The organism is Pseudomonas sp. NPDC085632 (assembly GCF_044541255.1).
In the GTDB taxonomy this organism is placed as follows: domain Bacteria; phylum Pseudomonadota; class Gammaproteobacteria; order Pseudomonadales; family Pseudomonadaceae; genus Aquipseudomonas.
Genome location: NZ_JBITSX010000068.1, coordinates 1 through 23,345 on the forward strand (window position 1 = coordinate 1; position 23,345 = coordinate 23,345).

General features: G+C 58.4%; 22 protein-coding genes. 11 read left to right on the forward strand and 11 right to left on the reverse strand.

The annotated features are described in order from the left end of the window. Together ACIF4X_RS27325 and ACIF4X_RS27330 are read right to left on the reverse strand one after the other, a co-directional pair. A partial coding sequence (locus tag ACIF4X_RS27325) for a hypothetical protein (RefSeq protein ID WP_397484474.1) occupies positions 1–76 on the reverse strand: 76 nt, incomplete at its 3' end. Positions 77–604: 528 nt separating this feature from the next. Continuing rightward, the gene (locus ACIF4X_RS27330) at positions 605–1,042 is read right to left on the reverse strand and encodes a hypothetical protein (protein ID WP_007910461.1); all 438 of its coding nucleotides are present in this window, start codon (positions 1,040–1,042) and stop codon (positions 605–607) included. 103 nt (positions 1,043–1,145) lie between these two features. On the opposite strand from ACIF4X_RS27330, the gene ACIF4X_RS27335 reads away from it, so the two are divergent. Then, the gene (locus ACIF4X_RS27335) at positions 1,146–1,583 is read left to right on the forward strand and encodes a universal stress protein (RefSeq protein WP_102902233.1); all 438 of its coding nucleotides are present in this window, start codon (positions 1,146–1,148) and stop codon (positions 1,581–1,583) included. Between the two features lie 70 nt (positions 1,584–1,653). Here ACIF4X_RS27335 and ACIF4X_RS27340 read toward each other — a convergent pair whose 3' ends face one another. Next, the gene (locus ACIF4X_RS27340) at positions 1,654–3,576 is read right to left on the reverse strand and encodes an ATP-binding cassette domain-containing protein (protein WP_397484461.1); all 1,923 of its coding nucleotides are present in this window, start codon (positions 3,574–3,576) and stop codon (positions 1,654–1,656) included. A 214-nt stretch (positions 3,577–3,790) separates the two neighbouring features. On the opposite strand from ACIF4X_RS27340, the gene ACIF4X_RS27345 reads away from it, so the two are divergent. Then, positions 3,791–5,719 carry a transglycosylase SLT domain-containing protein gene (locus ACIF4X_RS27345; RefSeq protein ID WP_397484462.1) on the forward strand — a complete coding sequence of 643 codons (1,929 nt, stop codon included), beginning with the start codon at positions 3,791–3,793 and terminating at the stop codon, positions 5,717–5,719. An 82-nt stretch (positions 5,720–5,801) separates the two neighbouring features. Here the strand turns inward: ACIF4X_RS27345 and ACIF4X_RS27350 are convergent, their stop codons facing one another. After that, the gene (locus ACIF4X_RS27350; RefSeq protein WP_397484463.1) at positions 5,802–7,607 is read right to left on the reverse strand and encodes an ABC transporter transmembrane domain-containing protein; all 1,806 of its coding nucleotides are present in this window, start codon (positions 7,605–7,607) and stop codon (positions 5,802–5,804) included. Between the two features lie 255 nt (positions 7,608–7,862). On the opposite strand from ACIF4X_RS27350, the gene ACIF4X_RS27355 reads away from it, so the two are divergent. Next, positions 7,863–8,042 carry a PA1571 family protein gene (locus tag ACIF4X_RS27355; protein ID WP_397484464.1) on the forward strand — a complete coding sequence of 60 codons (180 nt, stop codon included), beginning with the start codon at positions 7,863–7,865 and terminating at the stop codon, positions 8,040–8,042. A 183-nt stretch (positions 8,043–8,225) separates the two neighbouring features. Here ACIF4X_RS27355 and pdxB read toward each other — a convergent pair whose 3' ends face one another. Next, positions 8,226–9,368: a 4-phosphoerythronate dehydrogenase PdxB gene (gene pdxB / locus ACIF4X_RS27360; RefSeq protein WP_397484465.1), complete on the reverse strand. Its 1,143-nt coding sequence runs from the start codon at positions 9,366–9,368 to the stop codon at positions 8,226–8,228. Positions 9,369–9,527: 159 nt separating this feature from the next. Between pdxB and ACIF4X_RS27365 the strand changes: the two genes are divergently transcribed. Then, positions 9,528–10,937 (forward strand): MATE family efflux transporter, encoded by a 1,410-nt coding sequence (locus ACIF4X_RS27365; protein ID WP_397484466.1) that lies wholly within the window; start codon positions 9,528–9,530, stop codon positions 10,935–10,937. 48 nt (positions 10,938–10,985) lie between these two features. On the opposite strand, the gene tusA is transcribed toward ACIF4X_RS27365, so the two are convergent. Both tusA and rlmM read right to left on the reverse strand, forming a co-directional pair. Beyond that, positions 10,986–11,234 carry a sulfurtransferase TusA gene (tusA, locus tag ACIF4X_RS27370; protein ID WP_008089007.1) on the reverse strand — a complete coding sequence of 83 codons (249 nt, stop codon included), beginning with the start codon at positions 11,232–11,234 and terminating at the stop codon, positions 10,986–10,988. A gap of 164 nt (positions 11,235–11,398) precedes the next feature. After that, a complete protein-coding gene (gene rlmM, locus ACIF4X_RS27375; protein ID WP_397484467.1) occupies positions 11,399–12,472 on the reverse strand; it encodes a 23S rRNA (cytidine(2498)-2'-O)-methyltransferase RlmM in 1,074 nt (357 codons plus the stop codon). A 221-nt stretch (positions 12,473–12,693) separates the two neighbouring features. Between rlmM and acnA the strand changes: the two genes are divergently transcribed. Further along, positions 12,694–15,435 carry an aconitate hydratase AcnA gene (acnA, locus tag ACIF4X_RS27380; protein WP_397484468.1) on the forward strand — a complete coding sequence of 914 codons (2,742 nt, stop codon included), beginning with the start codon at positions 12,694–12,696 and terminating at the stop codon, positions 15,433–15,435. A 325-nt stretch (positions 15,436–15,760) separates the two neighbouring features. On the opposite strand, the gene ACIF4X_RS27385 is transcribed toward acnA, so the two are convergent. Together ACIF4X_RS27385 and ACIF4X_RS27390 are read right to left on the reverse strand one after the other, a co-directional pair. Then, a complete protein-coding gene (locus ACIF4X_RS27385) occupies positions 15,761–16,561 on the reverse strand; it encodes an aminoglycoside phosphotransferase family protein (protein WP_397484475.1) in 801 nt (266 codons plus the stop codon). Position 16,562: 1 nt separating this feature from the next. Then, positions 16,563–17,051: an SRPBCC family protein gene (locus ACIF4X_RS27390; RefSeq protein ID WP_034156451.1), complete on the reverse strand. Its 489-nt coding sequence runs from the start codon at positions 17,049–17,051 to the stop codon at positions 16,563–16,565. 142 nt (positions 17,052–17,193) lie between these two features. Between ACIF4X_RS27390 and ACIF4X_RS27395 the strand changes: the two genes are divergently transcribed. Then, entirely contained in the window at positions 17,194–17,487 is a 294-nt protein-coding gene (locus ACIF4X_RS27395; RefSeq protein ID WP_397484469.1) for a hypothetical protein, read from the forward strand. A 51-nt stretch (positions 17,488–17,538) separates the two neighbouring features. Continuing rightward, positions 17,539–17,943, forward strand: a complete 405-nt coding sequence (locus tag ACIF4X_RS27400; protein ID WP_397484470.1) for a lysozyme inhibitor LprI family protein — start codon at positions 17,539–17,541, stop codon at positions 17,941–17,943. 73 nt (positions 17,944–18,016) lie between these two features. On the opposite strand, the gene ACIF4X_RS27405 is transcribed toward ACIF4X_RS27400, so the two are convergent. Continuing rightward, on the reverse strand, positions 18,017–18,457 hold the full coding sequence (locus ACIF4X_RS27405; protein ID WP_397484471.1) for a MerR family transcriptional regulator: 441 nt from the start codon (positions 18,455–18,457) through the stop codon (positions 18,017–18,019). Positions 18,458–18,570: 113 nt separating this feature from the next. On the opposite strand from ACIF4X_RS27405, the gene ACIF4X_RS27410 reads away from it, so the two are divergent. The 4 genes from ACIF4X_RS27410 (at position 18,571) to ACIF4X_RS27425 (ending at position 21,095) form a co-directional block, all read left to right on the forward strand. Continuing rightward, positions 18,571–19,209: an NAD(P)H-dependent oxidoreductase gene (locus ACIF4X_RS27410; protein ID WP_110720545.1), complete on the forward strand. Its 639-nt coding sequence runs from the start codon at positions 18,571–18,573 to the stop codon at positions 19,207–19,209. A 308-nt stretch (positions 19,210–19,517) separates the two neighbouring features. Next, positions 19,518–20,123 (forward strand): hypothetical protein, encoded by a 606-nt coding sequence (locus tag ACIF4X_RS27415; RefSeq protein ID WP_397484472.1) that lies wholly within the window; start codon positions 19,518–19,520, stop codon positions 20,121–20,123. Positions 20,124–20,132: 9 nt separating this feature from the next. Beyond that, positions 20,133–20,339, forward strand: coding sequence for a helix-turn-helix transcriptional regulator (locus ACIF4X_RS27420; RefSeq protein WP_016983714.1), 207 nt, complete (start codon positions 20,133–20,135; stop codon positions 20,337–20,339). 84 nt (positions 20,340–20,423) lie between these two features. After that, the gene (locus ACIF4X_RS27425; protein WP_397484473.1) at positions 20,424–21,095 is read left to right on the forward strand and encodes a hypothetical protein; all 672 of its coding nucleotides are present in this window, start codon (positions 20,424–20,426) and stop codon (positions 21,093–21,095) included. Positions 21,096–21,160: 65 nt separating this feature from the next. On the opposite strand, the gene mrdA is transcribed toward ACIF4X_RS27425, so the two are convergent. Further along, the gene (gene mrdA, locus ACIF4X_RS27430) at positions 21,161–23,053 is read right to left on the reverse strand and encodes a penicillin-binding protein 2 (RefSeq protein WP_277758640.1); all 1,893 of its coding nucleotides are present in this window, start codon (positions 23,051–23,053) and stop codon (positions 21,161–21,163) included. Positions 23,054–23,345 lie beyond the last annotated feature (292 nt).

Here is a 23,345-nt window from a genome sequence, read left to right on the forward strand (position 1 = left end):
CCTTGAGGTCGAATTTCAATTCGACGATGACACTTTCAAGAGCTTTAACCGTGATGGCTTTACCTTCGTAAATCATCAACTGATCTCCACGATATGGAAGCTGAACAGTACACGTCGGACGCAGGCGAATGGCTTGGCAAGACGCTTTTTCGTCGATGCTAACGCCAATCCACCCGGCACACCCGCCAACGCGATAGTCGGGATTCTGTAGGAGCAGTCTGTAAGACAAACGCTCAATTCATACGCCCGTTTGATTTGGGTACGTCACCTTCACGGAATTTCCGACAATTGTCAATCGCCCAAAATACGGGTTGAAATGCGACTTTGCGGTCATTTCTGTAAGACGAAGACCCGCAACACGCGTCTGCATGTAAAGCCATTCATAGAATCAATAGTTAGAAAAGTCGCCCTAATTAGCCGCAGCCCTTGTTTAAAGGGCTACGCTGGGGACTACAGGTAGATGCGCTGAGCGCTCCAAGCCACATCTCAACATCAAAAAAGGTTTCCGGCCTGCCTGGCCAACCCCGCCCGATGAATCATGTCGGGCTTTTTATTGCGCGTCTGCCGGACCTTCCCCACCGTTGCAGTGGGAAAAGTCCGCGCATCACGCCAGCGCTTTCAGAGTGGCGTCGATATCCTGTAAAACCGTGGCTTCGCCCTTTTCGCCCCAGTACAAGGCGATCATCTGCTTGTCTGCCTCGACTTTGAAAACGTTGCCCGGCAACTTTTCGAAATGATTGAGCAGCGCACGATCTTCACAGACTTCCTGCCACTGATTGACCCATACACCCGGCGATTTCTGCCAGTAAGTCCAACAGACAGGCTGCTTGCTGCGACGTGGGCGATGATACTGCGCACACGGATTCGGCGGCTCTTGCGCCAGCCAGTGCGGCCATTCCTGGGGCGCCAGCTGCATGGCCAAACCGATGCGTCGCGCCTCCATGCGCAGGGCGATACGACCGCTTTGCGCGCGCGATGGGCGCAACCACGCCAGAGGACTTAAAACCACCAGCAGGATTGACACCACCAACCAGACCGTCATATCTCTATTCCCAATTCTTGGTGAGCGCATTGTGTCACTTTGGAACCAATGCGCTTGAAACCAGCCATACTTAACAATATTGAAACCTCACGAGGAGCACCTCATGCCCTACCACCACATCCTGGTCGCCGTAGATCTGACTGAAGAGTGCGACCCTGTGATTCACCGCGCCCGAGAGCTGTCGGTGAGCAATGGCGCCAAGCTGTCGCTGGTGCATATCGTCGAACCGATGGCCATGGCGTTCGGCGGCGACGTGCCGATGGATCTGTCACAACTGCAACAACAGCAGTTCGATCAGGCCAAGGAACGCCTGGAGCGCTTGAAAGCAAAATATGCAGAACTTGAAGGTGCCAACTGCCACCTGACCTATGGCCAGCCTCGCCAGGAAATCCATCATTTCGCCAAGGAAAACACGTGCGATCTGATTGTGGTCGGCAGCCATGGTCGTCATGGTCTGGCATTGTTGCTCGGCTCGACCGCCAACGACGTACTGCACGGCGCACCTTGCGATGTATTGGCCGTACACCTGATCAAACGCTAACCCTTCGGCAACGCCTACAAAAAGCCCGGCCTCACGCAAATGAGGCCGGGCTTTTTTGTTACAGGATCAATCAGGCATCCAGCTCGGCCCAACGCTCCAGCAACGCATCCAGCTCAGCCTGCAACTGCTCCAGCGAAGCAATCACCTTGGCCGTTTCAGCCGCAGGACGCTGATAGAAACCGGCTTCAGCCATTTCAGCTTCCACGGTAGCAATCTGCTGTTCCTTGGCATCGATGTCACCTGGCAACGCTTCCAGCTCGCGTTGCAGCTTGTAGCTCAACTTCTTCTTGGCAGCCGGAGCAGCAGCGGCTGGCGTTGCGACCACAGCAGGCTCAGCGGTCACTACAGCGGAGTTCAGATCAGCCTTGCCCGATTTGCTTTCAGTCACGCCCAGCAGGCGCGGCGAACCACCCTGACGGATCCAGTCCTGATAGCCACCGACGTATTCACGCACCTTGCCTTCACCTTCGAAAACCAGAGTGCTGGTGACCACGTTGTCGAGGAATGCCCGGTCGTGACTGACCATCAGCACGGTGCCGTTGAAAGTCAGCAGCACTTCTTCAAGCAACTCAAGGGTTTCCACGTCGAGGTCGTTGGTCGGTTCGTCGAGGACCAGCAGGTTCGCCGGTTTGCTGAACAGTTTTGCCAGCAACAGACGCGCACGCTCACCACCCGACAGCGCCTTGACCGGCGTGCGGGCACGCTGCGGGCTGAACAGGAAGTCGCCGAGGTAGCTCAGCACGTGACGGCTCTGGCCGTCGATATCGATAAAGTCGCGGCCTTCGGCGACGTTGTCGATCACGGTTTTTTCCAGATCCAGCTGATGACGCAACTGGTCGAAGTACGCCACGTCGATCCGCGTGCCCTCTTCCACTTTGCCGCTGGTCGGCTGCAGACCGCTGAGCATCAGTTTAAGCAACGTGGTCTTGCCGGTACCGTTGGCGCCGAGCAGACCAATACGGTCGCCGCGTGTCAGGACCATCGAGAAATCCTTGATCAGGAACGGGCCGCCCGGGTGAGCGAAACTCACGTTCTCGAGCACCATCACCTGCTTGCCGGACTTGTCGGCAGTGTCCAACTGAATATTGGCCTTGCCCGTGCGTTCACGACGCTCGCTACGCTCGACGCGCAACGCTTTCAGGGCGCGCACGCGGCCTTCGTTACGGGTGCGGCGGGCCTTGATGCCCTGGCGGATCCAGACTTCTTCCTGGGCCAGTTTCTTGTCGAAGAGCGCGTTGGCGGTCTCTTCGGCGGCCAGCGCGGCTTCTTTGTGCACGAGGAAACTGGCGTAGTCGCCGTTCCAGTCGATCAGGCCGCCGCGATCCAGTTCGAGGATGCGCGTGGCGAGGTTTTGCAGGAAGGAACGGTCGTGCGTGATGAACAGCACGGCGCCCTGGAAATCTTTCAGCGCTTCTTCGAGCCAGGCAATCGCACCGATGTCCAGGTGGTTGGTCGGTTCGTCGAGCAACAGCAGATCCGGCTCGGACACCAGTGCCTGCGCCAGCAGCACGCGACGACGCCAGCCGCCGGACAACTGGGCGAGGGTCTTGTCCGCCGGCAGTTGCAGACGGCTCAAGGTGCTTTCGACCAGAGTCTGCAAACGCCAGCCATCACGGGCTTCGAGGTCTTGCTGAACGTGCATCAGCTTGTTCAGGTCTTCTTCAGTGACGCAGTTCTGCGCGAGGTGATGGTATTCGGCGAGCAACGCGCCCACGCCATCAAGGCCTTCAGCGACAACGTCGAACACTGTCCGATCGTCGGCCACCGGCAGTTCTTGCGGCAATTCGCCGATTTTCAGACCGGGGGCACGCCACACCGAGCCTTCATCGGGCTTCTGGTCGCCCTTGACCAGTTTCATCATGCTGGACTTGCCAGTGCCGTTGCGGCCGATGATGCACACCCGCTCACCACGGGCGATCTGCCAGGACACCTTGTCCAACAACGGCATAGCGCCGAACGCAAGGGACACATCGCTGAATTTGAGCAGGGTCATGAGCTTCTCCAAAAACCGGGCGCGCATTCTACCTGAGTTAGGTCTTCAGCAGGCCGGCAATTTGTCTGTCGAAGCACTCTGCACAACATTTGTTGCGAACTTGTGCTGCGAGGCCGGCAAAGCTTTCGCCGCTTGCTGGCAAAAGGCTAAGCTACAGACAATTCAGTGCTGATTCGTGTCGGCACTTGTCATGATTTCTCTGCCCGGATGTCTCATGCGCAGTCGCCTTTTCAGTGTTTTGTCCTGTTTGCTACTTACCGCCGCTGCCGCTCAATCCGCCCAGGCGGTGGACCTGTCCACCCAACGCCAGTATTACGATGAAGCCAAGCGCGCGTTGGCCAAGGGCGATACCGGCCCGTACTTGCGCTACAGCCAGGCGCTGGCCGATTACCCGCTGGAACCGTATCTGGCCTACGACGAACTGACCGCGCGCCTGAAAACCGCGAGCAACGCGGAAATCGAGAAATTCCTCGCCGAACACGGTGACCTGCCCCAGGCCAACTGGATGAAACTGCGCTGGTTGCGCTGGCTCGCCGACCGTGGCGACTGGGCGACCTTCGTCAAGTATTACGACCCGAAACTCAATTTCACTGAACTGGACTGCCTCAACGCGCAGTACCAGATCAGCAGCGGTCACAAGGCCGAAGGCTATGCCAACGCCGAAAAACTCTGGCTGACCGGCAAATCGCAGCCCGCCGCGTGCGACGCCCTGTTCGGCATCTGGGCCGCTGAAGGCCAGCTCACCGAGCAGAAACGCTGGGAGCGCACCAAACTCGCTGCTCAGGCCCGCAACTATCCACTGGCCAACAGCCTGGTCAACGGCTTGACCACCCTCGCCCCGCGCGGTCGTTTGCTGGTCGATGTCGCGCAGAAACCCGAGCTGCTCAATCAGCCGTCGCGTTTCACCCCGGCCGACGAGCCGATGTCCGACGTGGTCAGCCTCGGTCTGCGCCGCTTGGCCCGTCAGGACCCGGACAAGGCCATGGCCCTGCTCGACGGTTACGCCAGCAGCATGCATTTCTCCCGCGATGAAAAAGTTGCGATCGCCCGGGAGATCGGCCTGACCCTCGCTCGGCGTTTCGACAGCCGCGCGCTGGATGTGATGACCAAATACGACCCGGAACTGCGCGATAACACTGTCTCGGAATGGCGTCTGCGCCTGTTGCTGCGTCTGGCGCGCTGGGACGACGCCTATCAGTTGACCCGCCGTTTGCCGCAGGATCTGGCCACTACCAACCGCTGGCGCTACTGGCAGGCGCGCAGTCTGGAACTGGCCCAGCCGCAGAATCCGGAAGCGCAGACGCTGTACAAAAACCTCGCCCGCGAGCGCGACTTTTATGGTTTCCTCGCCGCCGACCGTTCGCAATCGCCCTATTCGCTGAACAACAAGCCATTGGTCCTCAGTCAGGCGCTGATCAACAAGGTGCGCAACACGCCGGGCGTACGTCGTGCGCTGGAATTCCATGCCCGTGGGCAAATCGTCGACGGTCGTCGCGAGTGGTATCACGTCAGCCGCCATTTCAACCGCGATGAAATGGTTGCCCAGGCGAAACTCGCTTACGACTTGAAATGGTATTTCCCGGCGATCCGTACCATCAGTCAGGCGCAGTACTGGGACGATCTGGATATCCGCTTCCCGATGGCCCACCGCGAAACTCTCGTGCGTGAAGCCAAGGTGCGCGGCCTGCATTCGAGCTGGGTGTTTGCCATCACCCGCCAGGAAAGCGCCTTCATGGACGACGCCCGCTCCGGCGTCGGCGCCAGCGGTCTGATGCAACTGATGCCCGGCACCGCCAAGGAAACCGCGCGCAAGTTCAGCATCCCGCTGGCCTCGCCGCAGCAAGTGCTGGATCCGGACAAGAACATCCAGCTCGGCGCCGCTTACCTGAGCCAGGTGCACAGTCAGTTCAACGGCAACCGCGTCCTCGCCTCCGCCGCCTACAACGCAGGTCCCGGTCGCGTACGCCAATGGCTGCGCGGCGCCGATCACTTGAGTTTCGACGTCTGGGTGGAAAGCATCCCGTTCGATGAAACCCGTCAGTACGTGCAGAACGTATTGTCGTACTCGGTGATCTACGGCCAGAAGCTCAACTCGCCACAGCCACTGGTGGACTGGCATGAGCGGTACTTTGACGATCAGTGATCACGCGGCTGACGCCGAGTAACAAAAAATGCCCGTATTGCGAGATACGGGCATTTTTTATGGGCACAACCTGAGCGGTTACTCAGTGAATGGCGGGGTCGGTGACAGGGTTCGTTGGAGCGCTCTTGCCATCATTGAACTGCAACGCCGCCAATCGCGCATACAACGGATTGCTGGCAATCAACTCCTGATGAGTACCAATAGCCACAAGCTTGCCCTGATCCATCACCGCAATCCGGTCAGCGTTTTTCACCGTGGCCAGTCGATGCGCGATCACCAGCGTGGTGCGGTTCTGCATCAGGCTCGGCAGCGCTTCCTGAATCAGGTGTTCGCTTTGCGCATCGAGAGCGCTGGTAGCTTCGTCCAACAGCAGGATCGGCGCGTCGACCAGCAACGCCCGGGCGATCGCCAGACGCTGACGCTGGCCACCGGAAAGACCAAGGCCACCATCGCCGAGATGAGTCTGGTAACCGTTGGGCATTTTCTCGATGAAGTCGTGAGCGTGCGCAATTTTTGCCGCGTCCATGACTTGCTCCAGTGTCGCCCCCGGATTGCCGTACCGAATGTTCTCTTCAACGCTGCCGAAAAACAGCGCCGGCGATTGTGACACCAGTGCGAAGTGGCGGCGCAGGTCAAGCGGATCGAGGCTGGTCAGCGGCACACCGTCAATCAGGATCCGCCCTTCCAGCGGATCATAAAAGCGCAGCAGCAAGTCATACACCGTGGATTTGCCGGCACCGGACGGCCCCACCAGCGCCAGCGTCTCACCGGCCCGGATGGTCAGGTTCAAACCGTTGACGGCATAGCTTTCAGGACGCGACGGATAGGAAAAACGTACGTCCTGTAATTGCAGTTCACCCCGGACGCGCTCCGGCAAGGTCAAAAGCCCGGTGGCGGGCGGCTGGATGATATTTTCCGAACCCAGCAATTCAGCGATCCGCTCGGCGGCACCTGCCGCACGTTGCAGTTCGCCGATCACCTCACTCAAGGTGCCGATCGCACTGCCGACGATCAGGCTGTAGAAAACAAACGCCGCCAGTTCGCCTCCAGTGATGCGACCGGCGATCACGTCCATGCCACCGACCCACAACATCACCGCCACCGCACCGAGCACCAGCACGATCACCATGGTGATCATCCAGGAGCGCTGAAAGATGCGTTTGCGCGCCGTGTCGAACGCGTCCTCGACCGTCGTCGCAAAACGTCGCTCGTCCTGCACCTGATGGTTGTAGGCCTGGACGGTTTTGATCTGGCCGAGGGTTTCCGACACATAGCTGCCGATATCGGCGACCCGGTCCTGACTCAGCCTCGAAAGATTGCGCACCCGGCGGCCGAAAATCAGGATCGGTGCCACCACGAACGGCAAGGCGATGACTACGATGCTGGTGAGTTTCGCGTTGGTCACGAACAACAGAATGACACCACCAATGACCATCAGCAGGTTGCGCAGGAACATTGAAAGCGACGAACCGATCACCGACTGCAGCAGCGTCGTGTCAGCGGTCAGCCGCGACTGGATCTCCGAACTGCGGTTGTTCTCGTAAAAGCCTGGATGCAGATAGACCAGATGATTGAACACCTCGCGACGGATGTCGGCAACGCAGCGCTCGCCGATCCACGACACCCAGTAAAACCGCGCGAACGTACCGACGGCCAAGCCCAGCACCATCAACATGAAAATGCCAATGCTCTGATTGAGTTGATGCGGCGACTGGGTCATGAAGCCGCGGTCGACCAGTAACTTGATGCCCTGCCCCATCGACAACGTGACGGCAGCAGTGACAATCAACGCCAGCAGCGCACCGATGACTTGCCAGCGGTAAGGGGCCAGAAATCGAGAGGTCAGACGCAGGGCGCGCCGGTGCCTTGAAGAAAGCTTCGGGGTCATTCAGGTACGCATCCGTGTTGATGAAAGGGCTAGCGTAAACCTTCTTTGGGGTGGAACTCTGTAAATCACAATGAGTCAGGTTAAATATGCCCCCAAAGACTAGGCCATAGTTGCTATCGGTCTAACGTCGCGGTTGAGACGAACGGTCATTTCTGTTGGACTGGAATGGCCGCTCATGACGGATCGAAGGCGCTGTCACAGCCTGGTCACGTGGCGGTTTTAATCTGGGTACACAACCTGATGAGGAGACAGGCCATGTCCTTGCAACACAGCAGCGATGACAAGATTGAAGTGATCCGCACCAAGCCCGGCCAATCTCTGGGTTGCTCGATACTGGATAAGGATGGGCGTGAAATACCGATCACTGAAGACATGATCCAGCAAGCGTGCAGCGAGCTGGAGAAGCGATTGGTCAAGCCTGCCGAACAAAAGTGATATAGCCACCGTCTTCCTGACCCGGCCCCTTTGGCCGGGTTTTTTCTGTCTGAACAGTTGAGCTTTGTGTTGAAGCCATCGCTGGCAAGCCAGCTCCCACAAGTTTCGCGGGTGTACTCGGATTTTGAGTACGACGAAAATCTTGTGGGAGCTGGCTTGCCAGCGATGAAGCCACCTCGGTTGCTAGACAGCCACCGCGCCGAGCGCCGCCACAATCCTCGCCAACGCCGGCGACGCCCCTTCAATCCGCACCTTCAGCCCTTCAATCTCGCGGCGCACCGGATACTGCTTGCGCAACACGTCGAACGCCGCCCGCTGCTCGCCGACATTGCCTACCAGGCTGCGGCGAAATTCCGCGTCATCGCGGCGCGGGTCGTACACCCCACGGCACAACATCGCCAGCGCCCAAGCGGGATCGCTGTCAGCGTGCAGGGAAACTTCCGACAACCAAGGTGCCGGCAACAGATCACTGAGCTGAATGCTCGCCGCTTGACCGAGGAATGTGCAGTAAGCCTGATAGATCTGCGCCGTTCCGCGCTGTTTGCCATCAAGGCTATAACCGGCAATGTGCGGGGTGGCCAATACGCAGAGTTCGGCCAGCGCCACATCAACCTCGGGCTCGGCCTCCCAGACATCGAGAACGGCTTGCAGGTCTTCACGCTCCAGCAACACTTCGCGCAGGGCAAGGTTATCCACCACTGGACCACGGGCCGCGTTGATCAGCCATGCGCCGGGTTTGAGCTGCTGCAAACGTTGCTGATCAAACAGATGCCAGGTCGCGCCGTCGCCGCTTCGAGTCAGCGGTGTGTGCAGACTGATCACGTCGCACTGCTCAATGATTTGCTCGAGGCTGACGTAATCACCGCCCTCGGCGGCCTGCCGTGGCGGGTCGCAGACTTTGACGTTCCAGCCCAGGCCCTTCAGGACCTTGATCAGCCGTCCCCCCACTTCACCGGCACCGACAACACCGTAGGTTCGCTGAGTGAGATCGACGCCCTCGATTTCGGCGAGCGTCATCAGACTGCCCAACACGTAATCGACCACGCCTCGGGCGTTGCAGCCGGGCGCACTCGACCAGGTAATGCCGGCCTCATTGAAGTAATCGAGATCCAGATGATCCGTGCCGATGGTGCAGGTGCCGACAAAGCGCACCTTGCTACCTTCCAGCAACGCGCGGTTGACGTTGGTCACCGAGCGCACCAGCAATACGTCAGCCTGCTCGACCGTCGCACGGTCGATGGAACGGCCTGGCACCCGGCGGATCTCGCCGAAACCGGCAAAAAAGGCATCGAGCAGCGGGATATTTTCGTCGGCAACAATCAGCATGGCGGGCTCCTTTGGCGGATCGGCAGTTTAGGTGCAGATCGGTCGCCGGGCCAGCAGGCTTTGCGCTTACAAATCCGCAACAGAGGATTTTTCCTGACTGTAACGTCAGCGGCGTAGAATGCGGCGCCTCGCGCATCAACCTCTGTGGACGCTTTGCCTGTGAATTCTGTATCTGACCAACCTGTCGCCGTCTCCCTGACCCGCCCCGCGCGGATTCGTCTGGAGTTCAAAAACCTGCTGGCCCTCGCGCTGCCGATCATCATCGCGCAGTTGGCGACCACGGCCATGGGCTTCGTCGATGCAGTGATGGCCGGGCGCGTCGGGCCGAAGGACCTGGCGGCGGTGGCGCTGGGCAACTCGATCTGGGTGCCAGTGTTTCTGCTGATGACCGGCACCCTGCTGGCAACCACGCCGAAAGTTGCCCAGCGCTTCGGTGCCGGTACCCACGGCGAAATCGGCCCGCTTGTACGTCAGGCGTTGTGGCTGGCGCTGGTGGTCGGACTGATCGCAACGGCGATGCTGGTGGCCGCCGAGCCGGTGCTGCATCTGATGAAGGTCGATCCCGAGCTGATCGGTCCGTGCATGCAATACCTGCACGGCATCGCCAGCGGCCTGCCGGCGGTGGCGTTCTATCACGTGTTGCGCTGCACCAGTGACGGCATCGGCCGCACGCGTCCCGCGATGGTACTGGGTCTGTGCGGTCTGGCGCTGAACATTCCGCTGAACTACATCTTCATCTATGGCCACTTCGGCGTGCCGGCGATGGGCGGCGTTGGCTGCGGCTGGGCCACGGCGATTGTGATGTGGGTGATGGCGCTGGGGCTGGCCGGTTATGAGCGCTGGGCGCCGGCCTATCGTTCGAGCGAAATCTTCAGCCGTTTCGACTGGCCGCAATGGGCAGTGATCAAGCGATTGCTGGCGATTGGTTTGCCGATCGGCATCGCCGTGTTTGCCGAGTCGAGCATTTTTGCCGTGATCGCCCTGTTGATCGGCAGCCTCGGCGCCACGGTGGTGGCCGGGCACCAGATTGCGCTGAACGTCAGCTCGCTGGTGTTCATGATTCCCTACTCGTTGGGCATGGCGGTGACCGTGCGTGTCGGTCAGGCATTGGGTCGCGAAGAACCTCGCGAGGCGCGTTTTGCCGCTGGCGTCGGCATGGGTACCGCACTGGCTTACGCCTGCCTGTCGGCGAGCATGATGCTGTTGCTGCGCGAGCCGATTGCGGCGATCTACACCGCTGACCCGACAGTGATTCACATCGCGGCGATGCTGATTGTGTATTCGGCGCTGTTCCAGTTTTCCGACGCCATCCAGGTGACCGCTGCCGGCGCGCTGCGTGGTTATCAGGACACTCGGGTGACGATGATCCTGACGCTGTTCGCTTATTGGGGCATTGGTTTGCCGGTGGGCTATGCCCTCGGCCTGACCGACTGGCTCGGCGAGCCACGCGGCCCTAGCGGCTTGTGGCAGGGTTTGATCGTTGGCCTGAGCTGTGCGGCATTGATGCTGTCGATCCGCCTGACGCGCAGTGCACGCAAGCGTATTCGGATCAGCCGCTCGGCGGGTTGATCGCCCATAAAAAAAGACCTGCATTTGCAGGTCTTTTTTTGTCTTTGATCAGGATTTTTTGCGAATCCAGTACAGATAAGTCCCGGCCTCTTCGTGCTGGCCTACCAGTTCATGATCGAGAAACACGCAGAACTTGGGAATGTCGCGACGGGTCGAGGGGTCAGTGGCGATCACCTTGAGCAGGCCGCCTGGTACCAGGTCTCGAATGTGCTGGTGCAGCATCATCACTGGCTCCGGGCAATTGAGGCCGGTGGCGTCGAGGGTGCCGTCGACCGGGGTATCGATCATTTCACTCATGATTCACTCCTGAAACTGGCCGGCATTGTCGCGCATTGCCGGGTGTTCGGTCATCTGTGGCGTTACGCCGCACCCTATGTAGGAGCTGCCGAAGGCTGCGATTTTTGCCTTTCAAGATCAAAAGATCGCAGCCTGCGGCAGCTCCTACTGGGTTTTGTGTTGTTTCAGCGGGATTTGGTTTTTTTGATGTCGTGACGACGCAGGTGGCACGTCACCTCTTCGCGGTCGTGATACAGCTGCTTGCAGCCGATATCGACCTTGATCCCGCGCGCCTTGAAACCATCGGCAATGCGCTCAAGCAAGCGCTTCACCTCGGCGTAACGCTGCTTCATCGGCAACTTCAGGTTGACCACCGCCTCGCGGCAATGCCCCGCGCCGATCCACTCTTCAAGCATCGCGGCGTTTCGCGCCGGTTTCTCGACGATGTCGCAGACCATCCAGTCCACCGGTTGCTTGGGCTTGAAGGTAAAACCGTCCGCCATCAAGTGCTGCACCAGACCAGTGTCCATCAGGCTTTCAGCCATCGGGCCGTTGTCGATGGCGGTCACCAGCATGCCGCGGTTGACCAGTTGCCAGGTCCAGCCGCCCGGCGCGGCGCCGAGGTCGACACCGGTCATGTCGCTGTGCAGACGATCTTCCCACTGATCACGCGGAATGAAGTGGTGCCACGCCTCTTCCAGCTTCAGCGTCGAACGGCTCGGCGCCTCACGTGGGAACTTCAGACGCGGAATGCCCATCGGCCACATCGCCGAATTACCGGCATCGGCCATGCCGAGAAACACTTCACGACCGCTCTTGAAGGTCAGTAGCAGACGCGGTTTATTCGCGTCATCCACCAGTTTGCCGGCGCCGGTCAGCGCCTTGCGCAACGGGCCTTCGAACTTCTTGCAGAAGTTCGACAGTTCCTTGCCGTCGTTGGTGTCAACGACTTCCAGCCACAGGCTGCCGCACACCGGGAAATCAGCCATGTGCGCAAGGATCACGCTGATGCGATCGTTTTCCGGCAGATCGATGAACACCCCGCGCGCCCATTGGCGCGGGAAGATCAATTCAGCGAAACGCTGACCGCGCATCAGGCGCTCGGCGCCGTCTTCTTCGGTGCAGACAAACTCGGCGCACGCCGTGGCCGCTTTGGCCTTCGCGTAGCCAGCTACATTGAGTTGCGCGGCGAGGTCGGAAATCTCCGAACAGACTTCGCCTTCGAAGCCTGGCCGGCAATGCATGAATAGGGTGTTCATTCTTACTCCTGGGCAGCGGGCGTTCATTCGGCCGCTGCGCGATGTCCAGGCCTTGCGTTGCAGCAAAGCCTGTCACGAAAACCGGCGCATGATAGCCGATGTCGGAACCTTGGTTCCGCTCATAGAGTCCAGTTATTAGCCAGCTACCTAAAACAGGGCTAGGTTTAAAGCTCTATTCGTCCCCCGATCCGTAGCCGTGCGGATTCAAAGGAGTGATTGTAATGCCGTCCCTCGATAGCCTGAAAACGCTAAAAACCCTGCAAATTGACGACAAGACCTACCACTATTTCAGCCTGCCGGATGCCGCCAAAAGCCTGGGCGACCTCGACAAGCTGCCGATGTCACTGAAAGTCCTGCTGGAAAACCTGCTGCGCTGGGAAGATGAAAAAACTGTCACCGGCGCCGACCTCAAGGCGATTGCCGCGTGGCTCAAGGAGCGCCGCTCCGACCGGGAAATCCAGTACCGCCCTGCCCGCGTCCTGATGCAGGATTTTACCGGCGTGCCCGCCGTGGTCGACCTTGCCGCCATGCGTGCGGCGATGGCCAAGGCCGGCGGCGATCCACAGCGAATCAATCCGTTGTCGCCGGTGGATCTGGTGATCGACCACTCGGTGATGGTCGACAAGTTCGCCACCGCCAGCGCTTTCGAACAGAACGTCGACATCGAAATGCAGCGCAACGGCGAACGTTATGCGTTCCTCCGTTGGGGCCAGAGCGCTTTCGACAATTTCAGCGTGGTGCCGCCGGGCACCGGCATCTGCCACCAGGTCAACCTCGAATACCTCGGTCGCACCGTGTGGACCAAGGATGAAGACGGCCGAACTTATGCGTTCCCCGACACGCTGGTCGGCACCGACTCGCACACCACCATGATCAACGGTCTCGGTGTACTCGGCTGGGGTGTCGGCGGGATCGAGGCAGAGGCGGCGATGCTCGGGCAACCGGTGTCGATGCTGATTCCGGAGGTGATCGGTTTCAAACTGACCGGCAAACTCAAGGAGGGCATCACCGCCACCGACCTGGTGCTGACCGTCACGCAAATGCTGCGCAAGAAAGGCGTGGTGGGCAAGTTCGTCGAGTTCTACGGTGATGGCCTCGCCGATCTGCCGTTGGCTGACCGCGCAACCATCGCCAACATGGCCCCGGAATACGGCGCTACGTGCGGTTTCTTCCCCGTTGATGACGTGACTTTGGAATATCTGCGCCTGTCCGGGCGGCCGCCGGAAGTGGTGAAACTGGTCGAGGCCTACACCAAGGCTCAGGGCTTGTGGCGTCTGCCCGGTCAGGAGCCGGTGTTCACCGACAGCCTCGCGCTGGACATGGGCAGCGTCGAAGCGAGTCTGGCCGGACCGAAACGTCCACAGGATCGCGTCTCCCTGCCGAATGTACCGCAAGCCTTCAGCGACTTCATCGACCTGCAATTCAAACCCACCAGCAAGGAAGAAGGACGTCTGGAAAGTGAAGGCGGTGGCGGCGTTGCGGTGGGCAATGCCGATCTGGTCGGCGAAACCGAATACGAGTACGAAGGCCACACCTATCGCCTGAAAAACGGCGCCGTGGTCATTGCCGCGATCACCTCTTGCACCAATACCTCGAACCCGAGCGTGATGATGGCCGCCGGGTTGCTGGCGAAAAAAGCCGTGGAGAAAGGGCTGACCCGCAAACCGTGGGTGAAGAGTTCGCTGGCGCCGGGCTCGAAAGTGGTCACCGACTACTACAAGGCTGCGGGATTGACGCAATACCTCGATCAGCTCGGGTTTTCACTGGTCGGCTACGGCTGCACCACCTGCATCGGCAACTCCGGACCGCTGCCGGAACCGATCGAGAAAGCCATCCAGAAAGCCGATCTGACCGTGGCATCGGTGCTGTCCGGCAACCGCAACTTCGAAGGCCGCGTGCACCCGTTGGTGAAAACCAACTGGCTGGCCTCGCCGCCGCTGGTGGTCGCCTACGCTTTGGCAGGCAGCGTGCGCAGCGACATCAGCAGCGAACCGCTGGGCGAGGATCAGCAGGGCAATCCGGTGTACCTGCGCGATATCTGGCCGACCAGTAAGGAAATCGCCGACGCGGTGAATCAGGTCAGCACGGCGATGTTCCACAAGGAATACGCCGAAGTCTTTGCCGGTGATGAGCAATGGCAGGCGATCGAGGTGCCGCAAGCGGCGACTTACGTGTGGCAGGACGATTCCACCTATATCCAGCACCCGCCGTTCTTTGACGATATTTCCGGGCCGTTGCCAGAAATCATCGACATCAAAGGCGCGCGCGTATTGGCCCTGCTCGGCGACTCGGTGACCACCGATCACATCTCCCCTGCCGGCAACATCAAGGCTGACAGCCCGGCCGGGCGTTATCTGCGCGAAAAAGGTGTGGAGCCACGGGACTTCAACTCTTACGGCTCACGGCGCGGCAATCATGAAGTGATGATGCGCGGCACCTTCGCCAATATCCGTATCCGCAATGAAATGCTCGGCGGTGAAGAAGGTGGCAACACGATCTACATGCCGACCGGCGAGAAACTGGCGATCTACGACGCGGCGATGAAGTATCAGGCTTCGGGCACGCCGCTGGTGGTGATTGCCGGGCAGGAATACGGCACCGGTTCCAGCCGTGACTGGGCGGCGAAGGGCACCAACCTGCTGGGCGTCAAAGCGGTGATCGCCGAGAGTTTCGAGCGGATTCACCGCTCCAACCTGGTGGGCATGGGCGTGCTACCACTGCAGTTCAAGCTTGATCAGAACCGCAAGAGCCTCAACCTGACGGGCAAAGAGACTTTCGAGATTCAGGGATTGACCGGTGTCGAGCTGACACCACGGATGAACCTGCCGCTGGTCATCACTCGCGAGGACGGGCGCCAGGAGAAAATCGAGGTGTTGTGCCGGATCGATACGTTGAACGAGGTGGAATACTTCAAGTCGGGCGGGATTTTGCATTACGTCCTGCGCCAGTTGATCGCTTCGTAACGCACAAACCAACGTAGGAGCTGCCGCAGGCTGCGATCTTTTGATCTTGCTTTTAAAAGCCAAAGTCAAAAGATCGCAGCCTGCGGCAGCTCCTACATACAGGCGAAAAAAAACCCGCCGAAGCGGGTTTTTCCCAAGACCATTATCGACTCCCTGTCGGCAGCGATCCTTGCAAATGGTCGATCATCCGTGATCCTGAAACACTCCCTGTGTCTCAGTTGATGTGTGTAGATTACGCAGTGGATCCAATCGGCAATAGTCGTAAAAGCTACCAGCGCGTGTAAGACATTCGCCATAGCAACCCTTCCGAAAACCCTTAGCCGTGTCAGGCATCGAGCATGGAAGCGGCGATCTGTGCGACTTTCAGCTGCCCTGAGGCTTTCTCCAGCGCGTCATCCTCCAGAAACCACGCAGCCGACAAACCGGCGAACGCCAGCACCCACTGCAGCAGTCTGCGGCGATCAAGCCCGGCAGCCTCGACAATCACATCCAGCTGTCGGCGAAAACGCGCGGGATCCGTGGCCGTTGGCAAGTCCGGGTTGCAAATCAAGTTGGCGTAATCAAAACCGCGCTCGCCCTTGACCCGTTTCGGATCGATGGCCAGCCAGCCACGCGATTGGAAATCCAGCACATTGTCGTGATGCATGTCGCCGTGGAGCACCACCACTTCCCGTGGATCGGCGAGCAGGGCTTCGGCGGTTTGCAGGCTCAGAGCATAGAGGCCGCCATGTTGTGCAGCCGCGATGCGCAGCGACGCAAACCATGGCCCTAACTCCACCAGCGGCGGTGGTGGCGTTTCACGCGGTGCATGCAATCGCGCCAGCGCGGAACAGAGAATCCGGCTCGTCTCGTCGTCCTCGCCGTTTATTGCCATGTGCATCAGCGAGCGCCGGCCCATAGCGCGTTCCATCAGCAGGCCATCTTCGTGATGCGCCAACACTCGCGCAGCGCCGTCACCGTTCCACCAGGTCATCAGCCGATTGCCGTACTTCTCGTCGACATCCAGCGCCACCTTGAGCATCGCCGGCGTGTCGTTCAGGCGGACCGGCAACAGACGGCTGCCGGGCGTGATGATCGGCGCGCCGTCCAGCATCAGTGCCCAGCGCTTCAGCCAAGGTTCGAAAATGTCAGCCACCGTCACGTTCGCGGGCCTTGGCGCTCTCGGCAAGGAACAGTTCGAGCCGGCTCAACTGCTCTTCCCAGCCACGGCTGTCCATGAAATAGGCTTCTTTCTGGCGAACATCCGGGATATGCGCGAAACCCGACTCGGAAACCTTGAGCAGTGTGCCGTCCTCGTAATCCTGCAACTCGAACTTGACCAGCGTGGTCGGCTCCTGGGAATAGTCGATTTTCGGATTCACCGCGTACGGATGCCAGCGAAATGAAAACAGCTGCTGTGGCTCGACCCGCTCGATCAGCACATTCCACAACACATGTTCATAACCTGGATACGTGACCTGCCCTTGCGTCCATTCGCCGGCAATAAACCGCCTGCCCTCGAGCGCCACCCCAAACCACTGGCCAAACGCCTCGGCATCGACCAATGCACGCCAGACATGGGAACGCGGCGCCTTGAGCGTGATCTTGCGTTCGAAACTATTGGGTACTGGTTTCATACGTCACCTCCTGTTTTGAACACTAGGCCTGTATGACCACATGTCCAATGTGAAGTTGTATCAAGCGGCTATTTGGTAGACATCGAAGGTGCACCGCAGTGTCTACACTGATTAGTTATTTCCCCACGTGGCGGAGCAGACCATGCAGTTTTTGCGATTCATCAGCCTGTGGACATTGCCGCTGACGCTTTGCGCCTGCGTCACTTCTGTCGATCACTGGAGCAGAGCGGGTACAACCCAGGCCACGATCGACCACGACAAGGCTGAGTGCCAGTACCAAGCCAAGTCTGCGACGGCCAGTTACAACAGCACACCTTCGGATAAAAGCATGGAGGCCGCCGTCGGCGCCGGGGTGGGTGATGGAATCGTGGTGGCCGAAAAACAGATCGAACTGACCAATGACTGCATGCGCCTGCGCGGCTACAGCGGCAGTTGAGTCTGATCGATACAATGCCTGCTATTCCTGATATCTAAAGCGAGAACTCCCATGTCCCCACGCCTGCTTCTGGCCCTGACACCTTTCCTGTTCACTCCGCTCGCCCACGCCGCCGTCGACTGCGCCAACGCCAGCGATCAGGCGACGATGAACCAGTGCGCCGGGCAGGACTTCAAAGCGGCGGACAAAGAGTTGAACACGGTGTATCAGCAGATCACTGCGCGCTTGAAGGACAACCCGGATGGCAAGAAGCTGTTGGTCAGTGCACAGCGGGCGTGGCTCGGGTTTAGGGATGCCGAGTGCAAGTTTTCATCGTCCGGGGTAACGGGCGGGAGCGTTTATCCGTGGGTTTACAGCAGTTGCCTGACCGGCGTGACCAAGGTCCGGGTTGAGTCGCTGAAACAGTATTTGAAGTGTGAGGAAGGTGACATGAGTTGCCCGGTGCCTGGGGCCTGATTTATTGCGGCGGTATTGAGGGATCTTTCGCGAGCAGGCTCGCGCCCACATTGGAACGCATTTCAAATATGGGTCAACGCCCGTGCAATGCGTTGCGCATGATCATGTTCTGCTCAGGCCGATACGACTCGGCCCGGTGCGCACTCGCGCACACGACAGGCGCACCACTGCGCAAACTTTCCTCAAGCACCTGCCGTAGCCGCAACAAACCCTCCCGCTGTAGCGCCAGGTTGGCCTCGATCTGTCGTATCTCATCCATACGGATATCGATTTGCTCGATGGTCAGCGATTTCGAACAACTGCCATCCTGCAAGAACAGACCGCGAATGGTGTCGAGAGAAAATCCCAGCCGCTGAGCATCGCGCACCAGAATCAATCGCGCGACAGCCGCCTCGACATAGTGGCGATATCCGTTGGCGTCACGGGTAGAAGGCTCCAGTAAACCCTGCTCCTCGTAATAGCGTATTGCCGAAGCGGCCACGCCGGTGCGCTTGGAAACCTCTCCAATTTTCATAAAAGAGCTTGACCTTCAAGTTGGCTTTAATCGTTAGCATAAGCCCAGGCTCGGCACGACAGCCAGTCGTTATTGACCCACCTGAACATCTTTCACCTTTATGGAATTTGATGATGAGCACACTGACAGACCTGCTGAAATGGCGCTATGCAACGAAAAAATACGACCCTTCCCGTACGGTGTCCGATGAAAAAATCGAGCGCATTCTGGAAGCGGTGCGGTTAACGCCGACATCAAGTGGACTGCAGCCCTTCGAATTGCTCGTCGTGACCAATGCAGAGGTTCGCGAAAAGATCAAAGCCGTCAGCTGGAATCAGCAGCAGGTTACCGACTGTTCTCATCTGTTGGTGTTTGCCGCGTGGGACGACATCACTGCCGAGCGGGTCAACATGATGTTTGACCTGACTAACGAAGTTCGCGGAACCGTTAACGAAGGATGGGAGAATTACCGTCAGATGCTCTTGGGCATCGTCGCTGGACGTGGCAAAGAAGCTAATTATCAGGCGGCTGCGCGGCAGGCTTATATCGGTTTGGGCTCGGCTTTGATCGCCGCGGCGTTTGAAGAAGTCGATGCCACACCGATGGAAGGTTTCGACCCCGCAGCCATCGATGAAATCCTCGGACTCGCGGCCCGCAACTTGCGTAGCGTGGTGATTCTACCGCTTGGCCATAGAGCCACTGAGGGGGACTGGCTGGTCAACTTGAAAAAGGTTCGCCGCTCGCGGGAAAACTTCATTACCGAAATCAAGTAAGCCCTATACGAGCGGGCGACTGAAGCATGCCTGTGGCGTGTGTCCCCGCTCTAATCAATTCCTGCCCCCGTCATCGATACACGCGGCCACAGAGTAAATCGCGCCCCTCCTTTGCTCTCGACTTGCTTCGAATTCGAGAGCCTATCGACATTTAAATCCCCCCAAAGCAAATGAACTGAAGATGATGCTTTGGCCCCGGCATCCCGATACCAAGAGCGACCTTCACAAAACAAGAACAATTTATTATTGCCATCCGATAATTTAACATCGAGAATTAGTCATTCCCAATGACACCGCAAGGATTTTTCATGAGTACTCGTAACAACGGATTGGCACTGCAGCGCATGCATTGGGTCGGACTACTGGCAGCGATTCTTGTCTGGGTTTTAGGGATGACCGAAGTCGGTGGCAACGCTTCGATCTGGTTTTTTAAAACGGATGAAATGCTCGCGGCCTTGCTCTACGCCTTCGCCGAAAACTCGCCGCAATTACTTGACCCGTTTGTCGAAGGTGCGTTGCTTGCCCCCGACACATGGCTCTCAACATGGGTCACGGCGCTGCTCGTCGTTCTGGATTTCCTGCCCGTTCTGCTTTCGACTTACGTGCTCTGGCTGACAGGGTTGTTTTTCCTGCGCTTGTCCCGCGGCGAAACCTGGACCGAGCGTAATATCAAGGTGCTGTGGCGAGTGGGGATTCTGTGCATCATGTCTCCGGCCGCCTACCCGCTGGTAGAGACCTTGCAAGGTTTGACACTGTCTATTGATCTGCCACCTGGGGATCGCATCTTTCAATTCTCGATTGGTCTGTCTTCCTCTTCTGCCTACGAGATTGTCAAAGGCGTATTGCTCTGTTTATTTTCAATTATCATGCGCGATGCAAAAGTACTCAGCGATGAGCAAAGTCAATACATATAGAACAAGACAATGACCATTATCGTCCGCCTTGACGTTGTCATGGCCACGCAAAAAATTCGCTCAAAAGAGTTAGCCAGCCTGCTGGGCATTACCGAGGCCAACCTGTCATTACTGAAAAATGGCAAGGTCAAGGGCGTGAAAATGGCCACTTTGGACAAGCTTTGCGCTGCCCTCGATTGCCAGCCAGGCGATCTGCTGGAATTTCAGAAAGACTGAGCCTTGCGTACGAGCGCACGTTAATTGTCGCCAGTCCCCACCGTTTAACTCTTATTCAATCCTTTGTTGCAAGGCGGCTTTGCCATGAACCGGTTTTTATTCTGCGCGCTGTTTTTACTGACAGCGTTGATCAGCGGCTGCGCCACGCAAATGGACGTAACGCTAAATGCCACTCCTGATCCGGACTATCACTTCGACCGAAAAGCGACTGTGTTGGTGACTTCTGCGGGTGGCAGTGACGAAAACGCACTTAATGCCCGCTACTATCTTCGCGACATGGTTAATGCGTTGAAAGACAGGGGTTACCGGGAGGTCTATACCGATGCCAGTCTGCCGAAGAACCACACGCCGATAAAAATGACTGTCAGCCTCGATATTGGCAGTCGACAGGTGACTTACCGTTATACCGCCACCGACTATGGGCAAGTGCCGACCAGCACCTCTACCGTCTGCAAGAACAGCAAGAAAAAAGACGACCGACTGACCTGCACAAGTCGACCAAACACCACCTATGGGGCGATAGGGACTTCGGAACGAACCGGTTACACCACGCTTAGTACCTTTATTGCCACCGCACGCGATGAAGTCAGTAAGCGACCGGTCTACCTGCTTCGCGCTTCGTCCTATAACGAAGATTGCCAGTCAGCCAAGGTCGAAGCCTTTCTGGTGGAGCAAGGCCTGCAAAACGTGAACTTTGAGGAACGGGTGCAACGCAATTACACCGTCACGATGCCCGAGGGTTACCGCTGTAAATAGGCTTTGCGGGACAGTTCACAGTACCGGCTCAGCTTGCATGAGTCGGTACTGTGAGCTGTTGAAGGTTAAACGTGCGGGTCACCGGGCGCTTTGGTCGGCGCCGCGTACTGCGGCTTGAGATGGCCATCCTGATCGAGTAACCAGGCGTCCATGATCTGCCGCACTACAGGGCCTGCGACACGACCACCGGCCTCGCCGTTTTCGATCATCACCGAAATCGCGATCTTCGGATGCTCGGCCGGGGCGAAACCAACGAACAAGGCGTTGTCGCGGTGGCGTTCGAGGGTTTTCTCACGGTTGTAGCGTTCGCCCTGCTTGATTGCCACCACTTGCGCCGTACCACTCTTGCCGGCGATACGGTATTGCGCCCCTGCCGCCGCCGCGCGGGCGATGCCACGGGCATCGTGCATCACCATCTGCATACCGTGGTTGACCTGTTCCCAGTCACGCGGATCCTTGAGCAGGATGTTCGGCATCGGATGCTCGTCGACCGGAGCGACACCATCGACGGTCTTGGCCAGGTGTGGACGATTCCACACGCCTTTGTTGGCGATCAACGCCGTGGCTTGAGCCAGTTGTAGCGGCGTGACCTGCATGTAGCCTTGGCCGATGCCGAGGATGACGGTTTCGCCCGGGAACCAGGCCTGGCGGCGCGTTGCGCGCTTCCACGCTTGCGATGGCATCAAACCGGGCGACTCTTCAAACATGTCCAGCGAGACTTTCTCGCCAAGGCCGAACATCGCCATGTAATCGTGCAGACGATCGATCCCGAGCTTATGCGCGAGGTCGTAGAAATAGGTGTCATTGGAACGCATGATCGCCGCGTCCATGTCTACCCAACCGTCGCCGCTGTGGTTCCAGTTGCGGTACTTGTGATCGAAGTCCGGGAGCTGGTAGTAACCGGGGTCGAAGACGCGGGTCTGCGGCGTCACAACACCAGCGTCGAGGCCGGCGATAGCCACTTCTGGCTTGATCGTTGAACCCGGCGCATAGAGTCCGCGCAGCACACGGTTGAACAGGGGCCGGTCGATCGAATCTCGCAGTGCCGAGTATTCCTTGGAGCTGATGCCAGTGACGAACAGATTCGGATCGAAGCTGGGATTGCTGACCATGGCCAACACTTCGCCGGTCGACGGATCGAGCGCTACCACGGAACCGCGGCGATCACCCAGAGCTGCTTCGGCAGCTTCCTGCAGCTTGATGTCGAGGCTCAGGACAATGTTCTGACCAGGCACCGGATCGGTGTGTTTGAGCACACGGAGTACGCGACCCTGGGCGTTGGTTTCGACTTCCTCGTAACCGACGTGGCCGTGTAACTGCGCTTCGTAGAAACGCTCGATGCCGGTTTTACCGATGGATTGGGTACCACGATATTCGACCGAGTCGAGGCTCTTGGATTCCTTTTCGTTGATTCGGCCGACGTAGCCGATCGAATGGGCGAAATGCGCGCCGAGTGGGTAGTGGCGGACGAACTGCGGCTCGACATCGAGGCCCGGGAGGCGGAACTCGTTGACGGCCAATACAGCGATTTGTTCTTCCGTCAGCTCATAGAACAGCGTCACCGGCGTAAACGGGTGGCGGGACTGCTTCATGGCTTTATCGAAGACTGTGCGATCTTCTGCAGGCAGGTGCAGGAGATTGATGACCTCGTCCAGTTCTTGATTGACGTCGTTGGCGCGTTCGCGGGTGATGGTCAGGTTGAAACTGGGGCGGTTATCGGCGAGCAACACGCCATTACGGTCGTAGATCAAGCCGCGCGTCGGCGGGATTGGCAAGACGTGGACGCGGTTGTTTTCAGAGATGGTCGAGTGGTAGTCGAATTCCACCACTTGCAGAATGTACAGTCGCACGACCAGGGCGCAACTGACGGCGAAGACGAATAAGGCACAGGCGATCAAACGCTTGTTAACCAGGCGCGTCTCTTTTTCGTGGTCCTTGATCGGGATGGGTTCAGGCATTTCTACAGCAACTCTTTGACATAAATGAGTGCCGATCCGTGGGCATGACATCAGTCCTTGAAAAACGAGCTGCACCATACCAAAAACTGTCCGGTCACTTCAGAAGGAATTTCCCCAATGGCAGCTCTTGCGACGGTTGGGCCGGATCCATGCGTTGTAAGAACTTTCCTGCGGACAAAACAAAACCCCAACTGCTCTCGCAATTGGGGTTTCGGAATTTAATCTTGACGATGACCTACTCTCACATGGGGAAACCCCACACTACCATCGGCGATGCATCGTTTCACTGCTG

Coding starts and splice junctions, on each gene's coding strand:
- ACIF4X_RS27330 (WP_007910461.1), bottom strand. CDS start 1,042: ATGACGGTCTGGTTGGTGGTGTCAATCCTGCTGGTGGTTTTAAGTCCT.
- ACIF4X_RS27335 (WP_102902233.1), top strand. CDS start 1,146: ATGCCCTACCACCACATCCTGGTCGCCGTAGATCTGACTGAAGAGTGC.
- ACIF4X_RS27340 (WP_397484461.1), bottom strand. CDS start 3,576: ATGACCCTGCTCAAATTCAGCGATGTGTCCCTTGCGTTCGGCGCTATG.
- ACIF4X_RS27345 (WP_397484462.1), top strand. CDS start 3,791: ATGCGCAGTCGCCTTTTCAGTGTTTTGTCCTGTTTGCTACTTACCGCC.
- ACIF4X_RS27350 (WP_397484463.1), bottom strand. CDS start 7,607: ATGACCCCGAAGCTTTCTTCAAGGCACCGGCGCGCCCTGCGTCTGACC.
- ACIF4X_RS27355 (WP_397484464.1), top strand. CDS start 7,863: ATGTCCTTGCAACACAGCAGCGATGACAAGATTGAAGTGATCCGCACC.
- pdxB (WP_397484465.1), bottom strand. CDS start 9,368: ATGCTGATTGTTGCCGACGAAAATATCCCGCTGCTCGATGCCTTTTTT.
- tusA (WP_008089007.1), bottom strand. CDS start 11,234: ATGAGTGAAATGATCGATACCCCGGTCGACGGCACCCTCGACGCCACC.
- rlmM (WP_397484467.1), bottom strand. CDS start 12,472: ATGAACACCCTATTCATGCATTGCCGGCCAGGCTTCGAAGGCGAAGTC.
- acnA (WP_397484468.1), top strand. CDS start 12,694: ATGCCGTCCCTCGATAGCCTGAAAACGCTAAAAACCCTGCAAATTGAC.
- ACIF4X_RS27390 (WP_034156451.1), bottom strand. CDS start 17,051: ATGAAACCAGTACCCAATAGTTTCGAACGCAAGATCACGCTCAAGGCG.
- ACIF4X_RS27395 (WP_397484469.1), top strand. CDS start 17,194: ATGCAGTTTTTGCGATTCATCAGCCTGTGGACATTGCCGCTGACGCTT.
- ACIF4X_RS27400 (WP_397484470.1), top strand. CDS start 17,539: ATGTCCCCACGCCTGCTTCTGGCCCTGACACCTTTCCTGTTCACTCCG.
- ACIF4X_RS27405 (WP_397484471.1), bottom strand. CDS start 18,457: ATGAAAATTGGAGAGGTTTCCAAGCGCACCGGCGTGGCCGCTTCGGCA.
- ACIF4X_RS27410 (WP_110720545.1), top strand. CDS start 18,571: ATGAGCACACTGACAGACCTGCTGAAATGGCGCTATGCAACGAAAAAA.
- ACIF4X_RS27415 (WP_397484472.1), top strand. CDS start 19,518: ATGAGTACTCGTAACAACGGATTGGCACTGCAGCGCATGCATTGGGTC.
- ACIF4X_RS27420 (WP_016983714.1), top strand. CDS start 20,133: ATGACCATTATCGTCCGCCTTGACGTTGTCATGGCCACGCAAAAAATT.
- ACIF4X_RS27425 (WP_397484473.1), top strand. CDS start 20,424: ATGAACCGGTTTTTATTCTGCGCGCTGTTTTTACTGACAGCGTTGATC.
- mrdA (WP_277758640.1), bottom strand. CDS start 23,053: ATGCCTGAACCCATCCCGATCAAGGACCACGAAAAAGAGACGCGCCTG.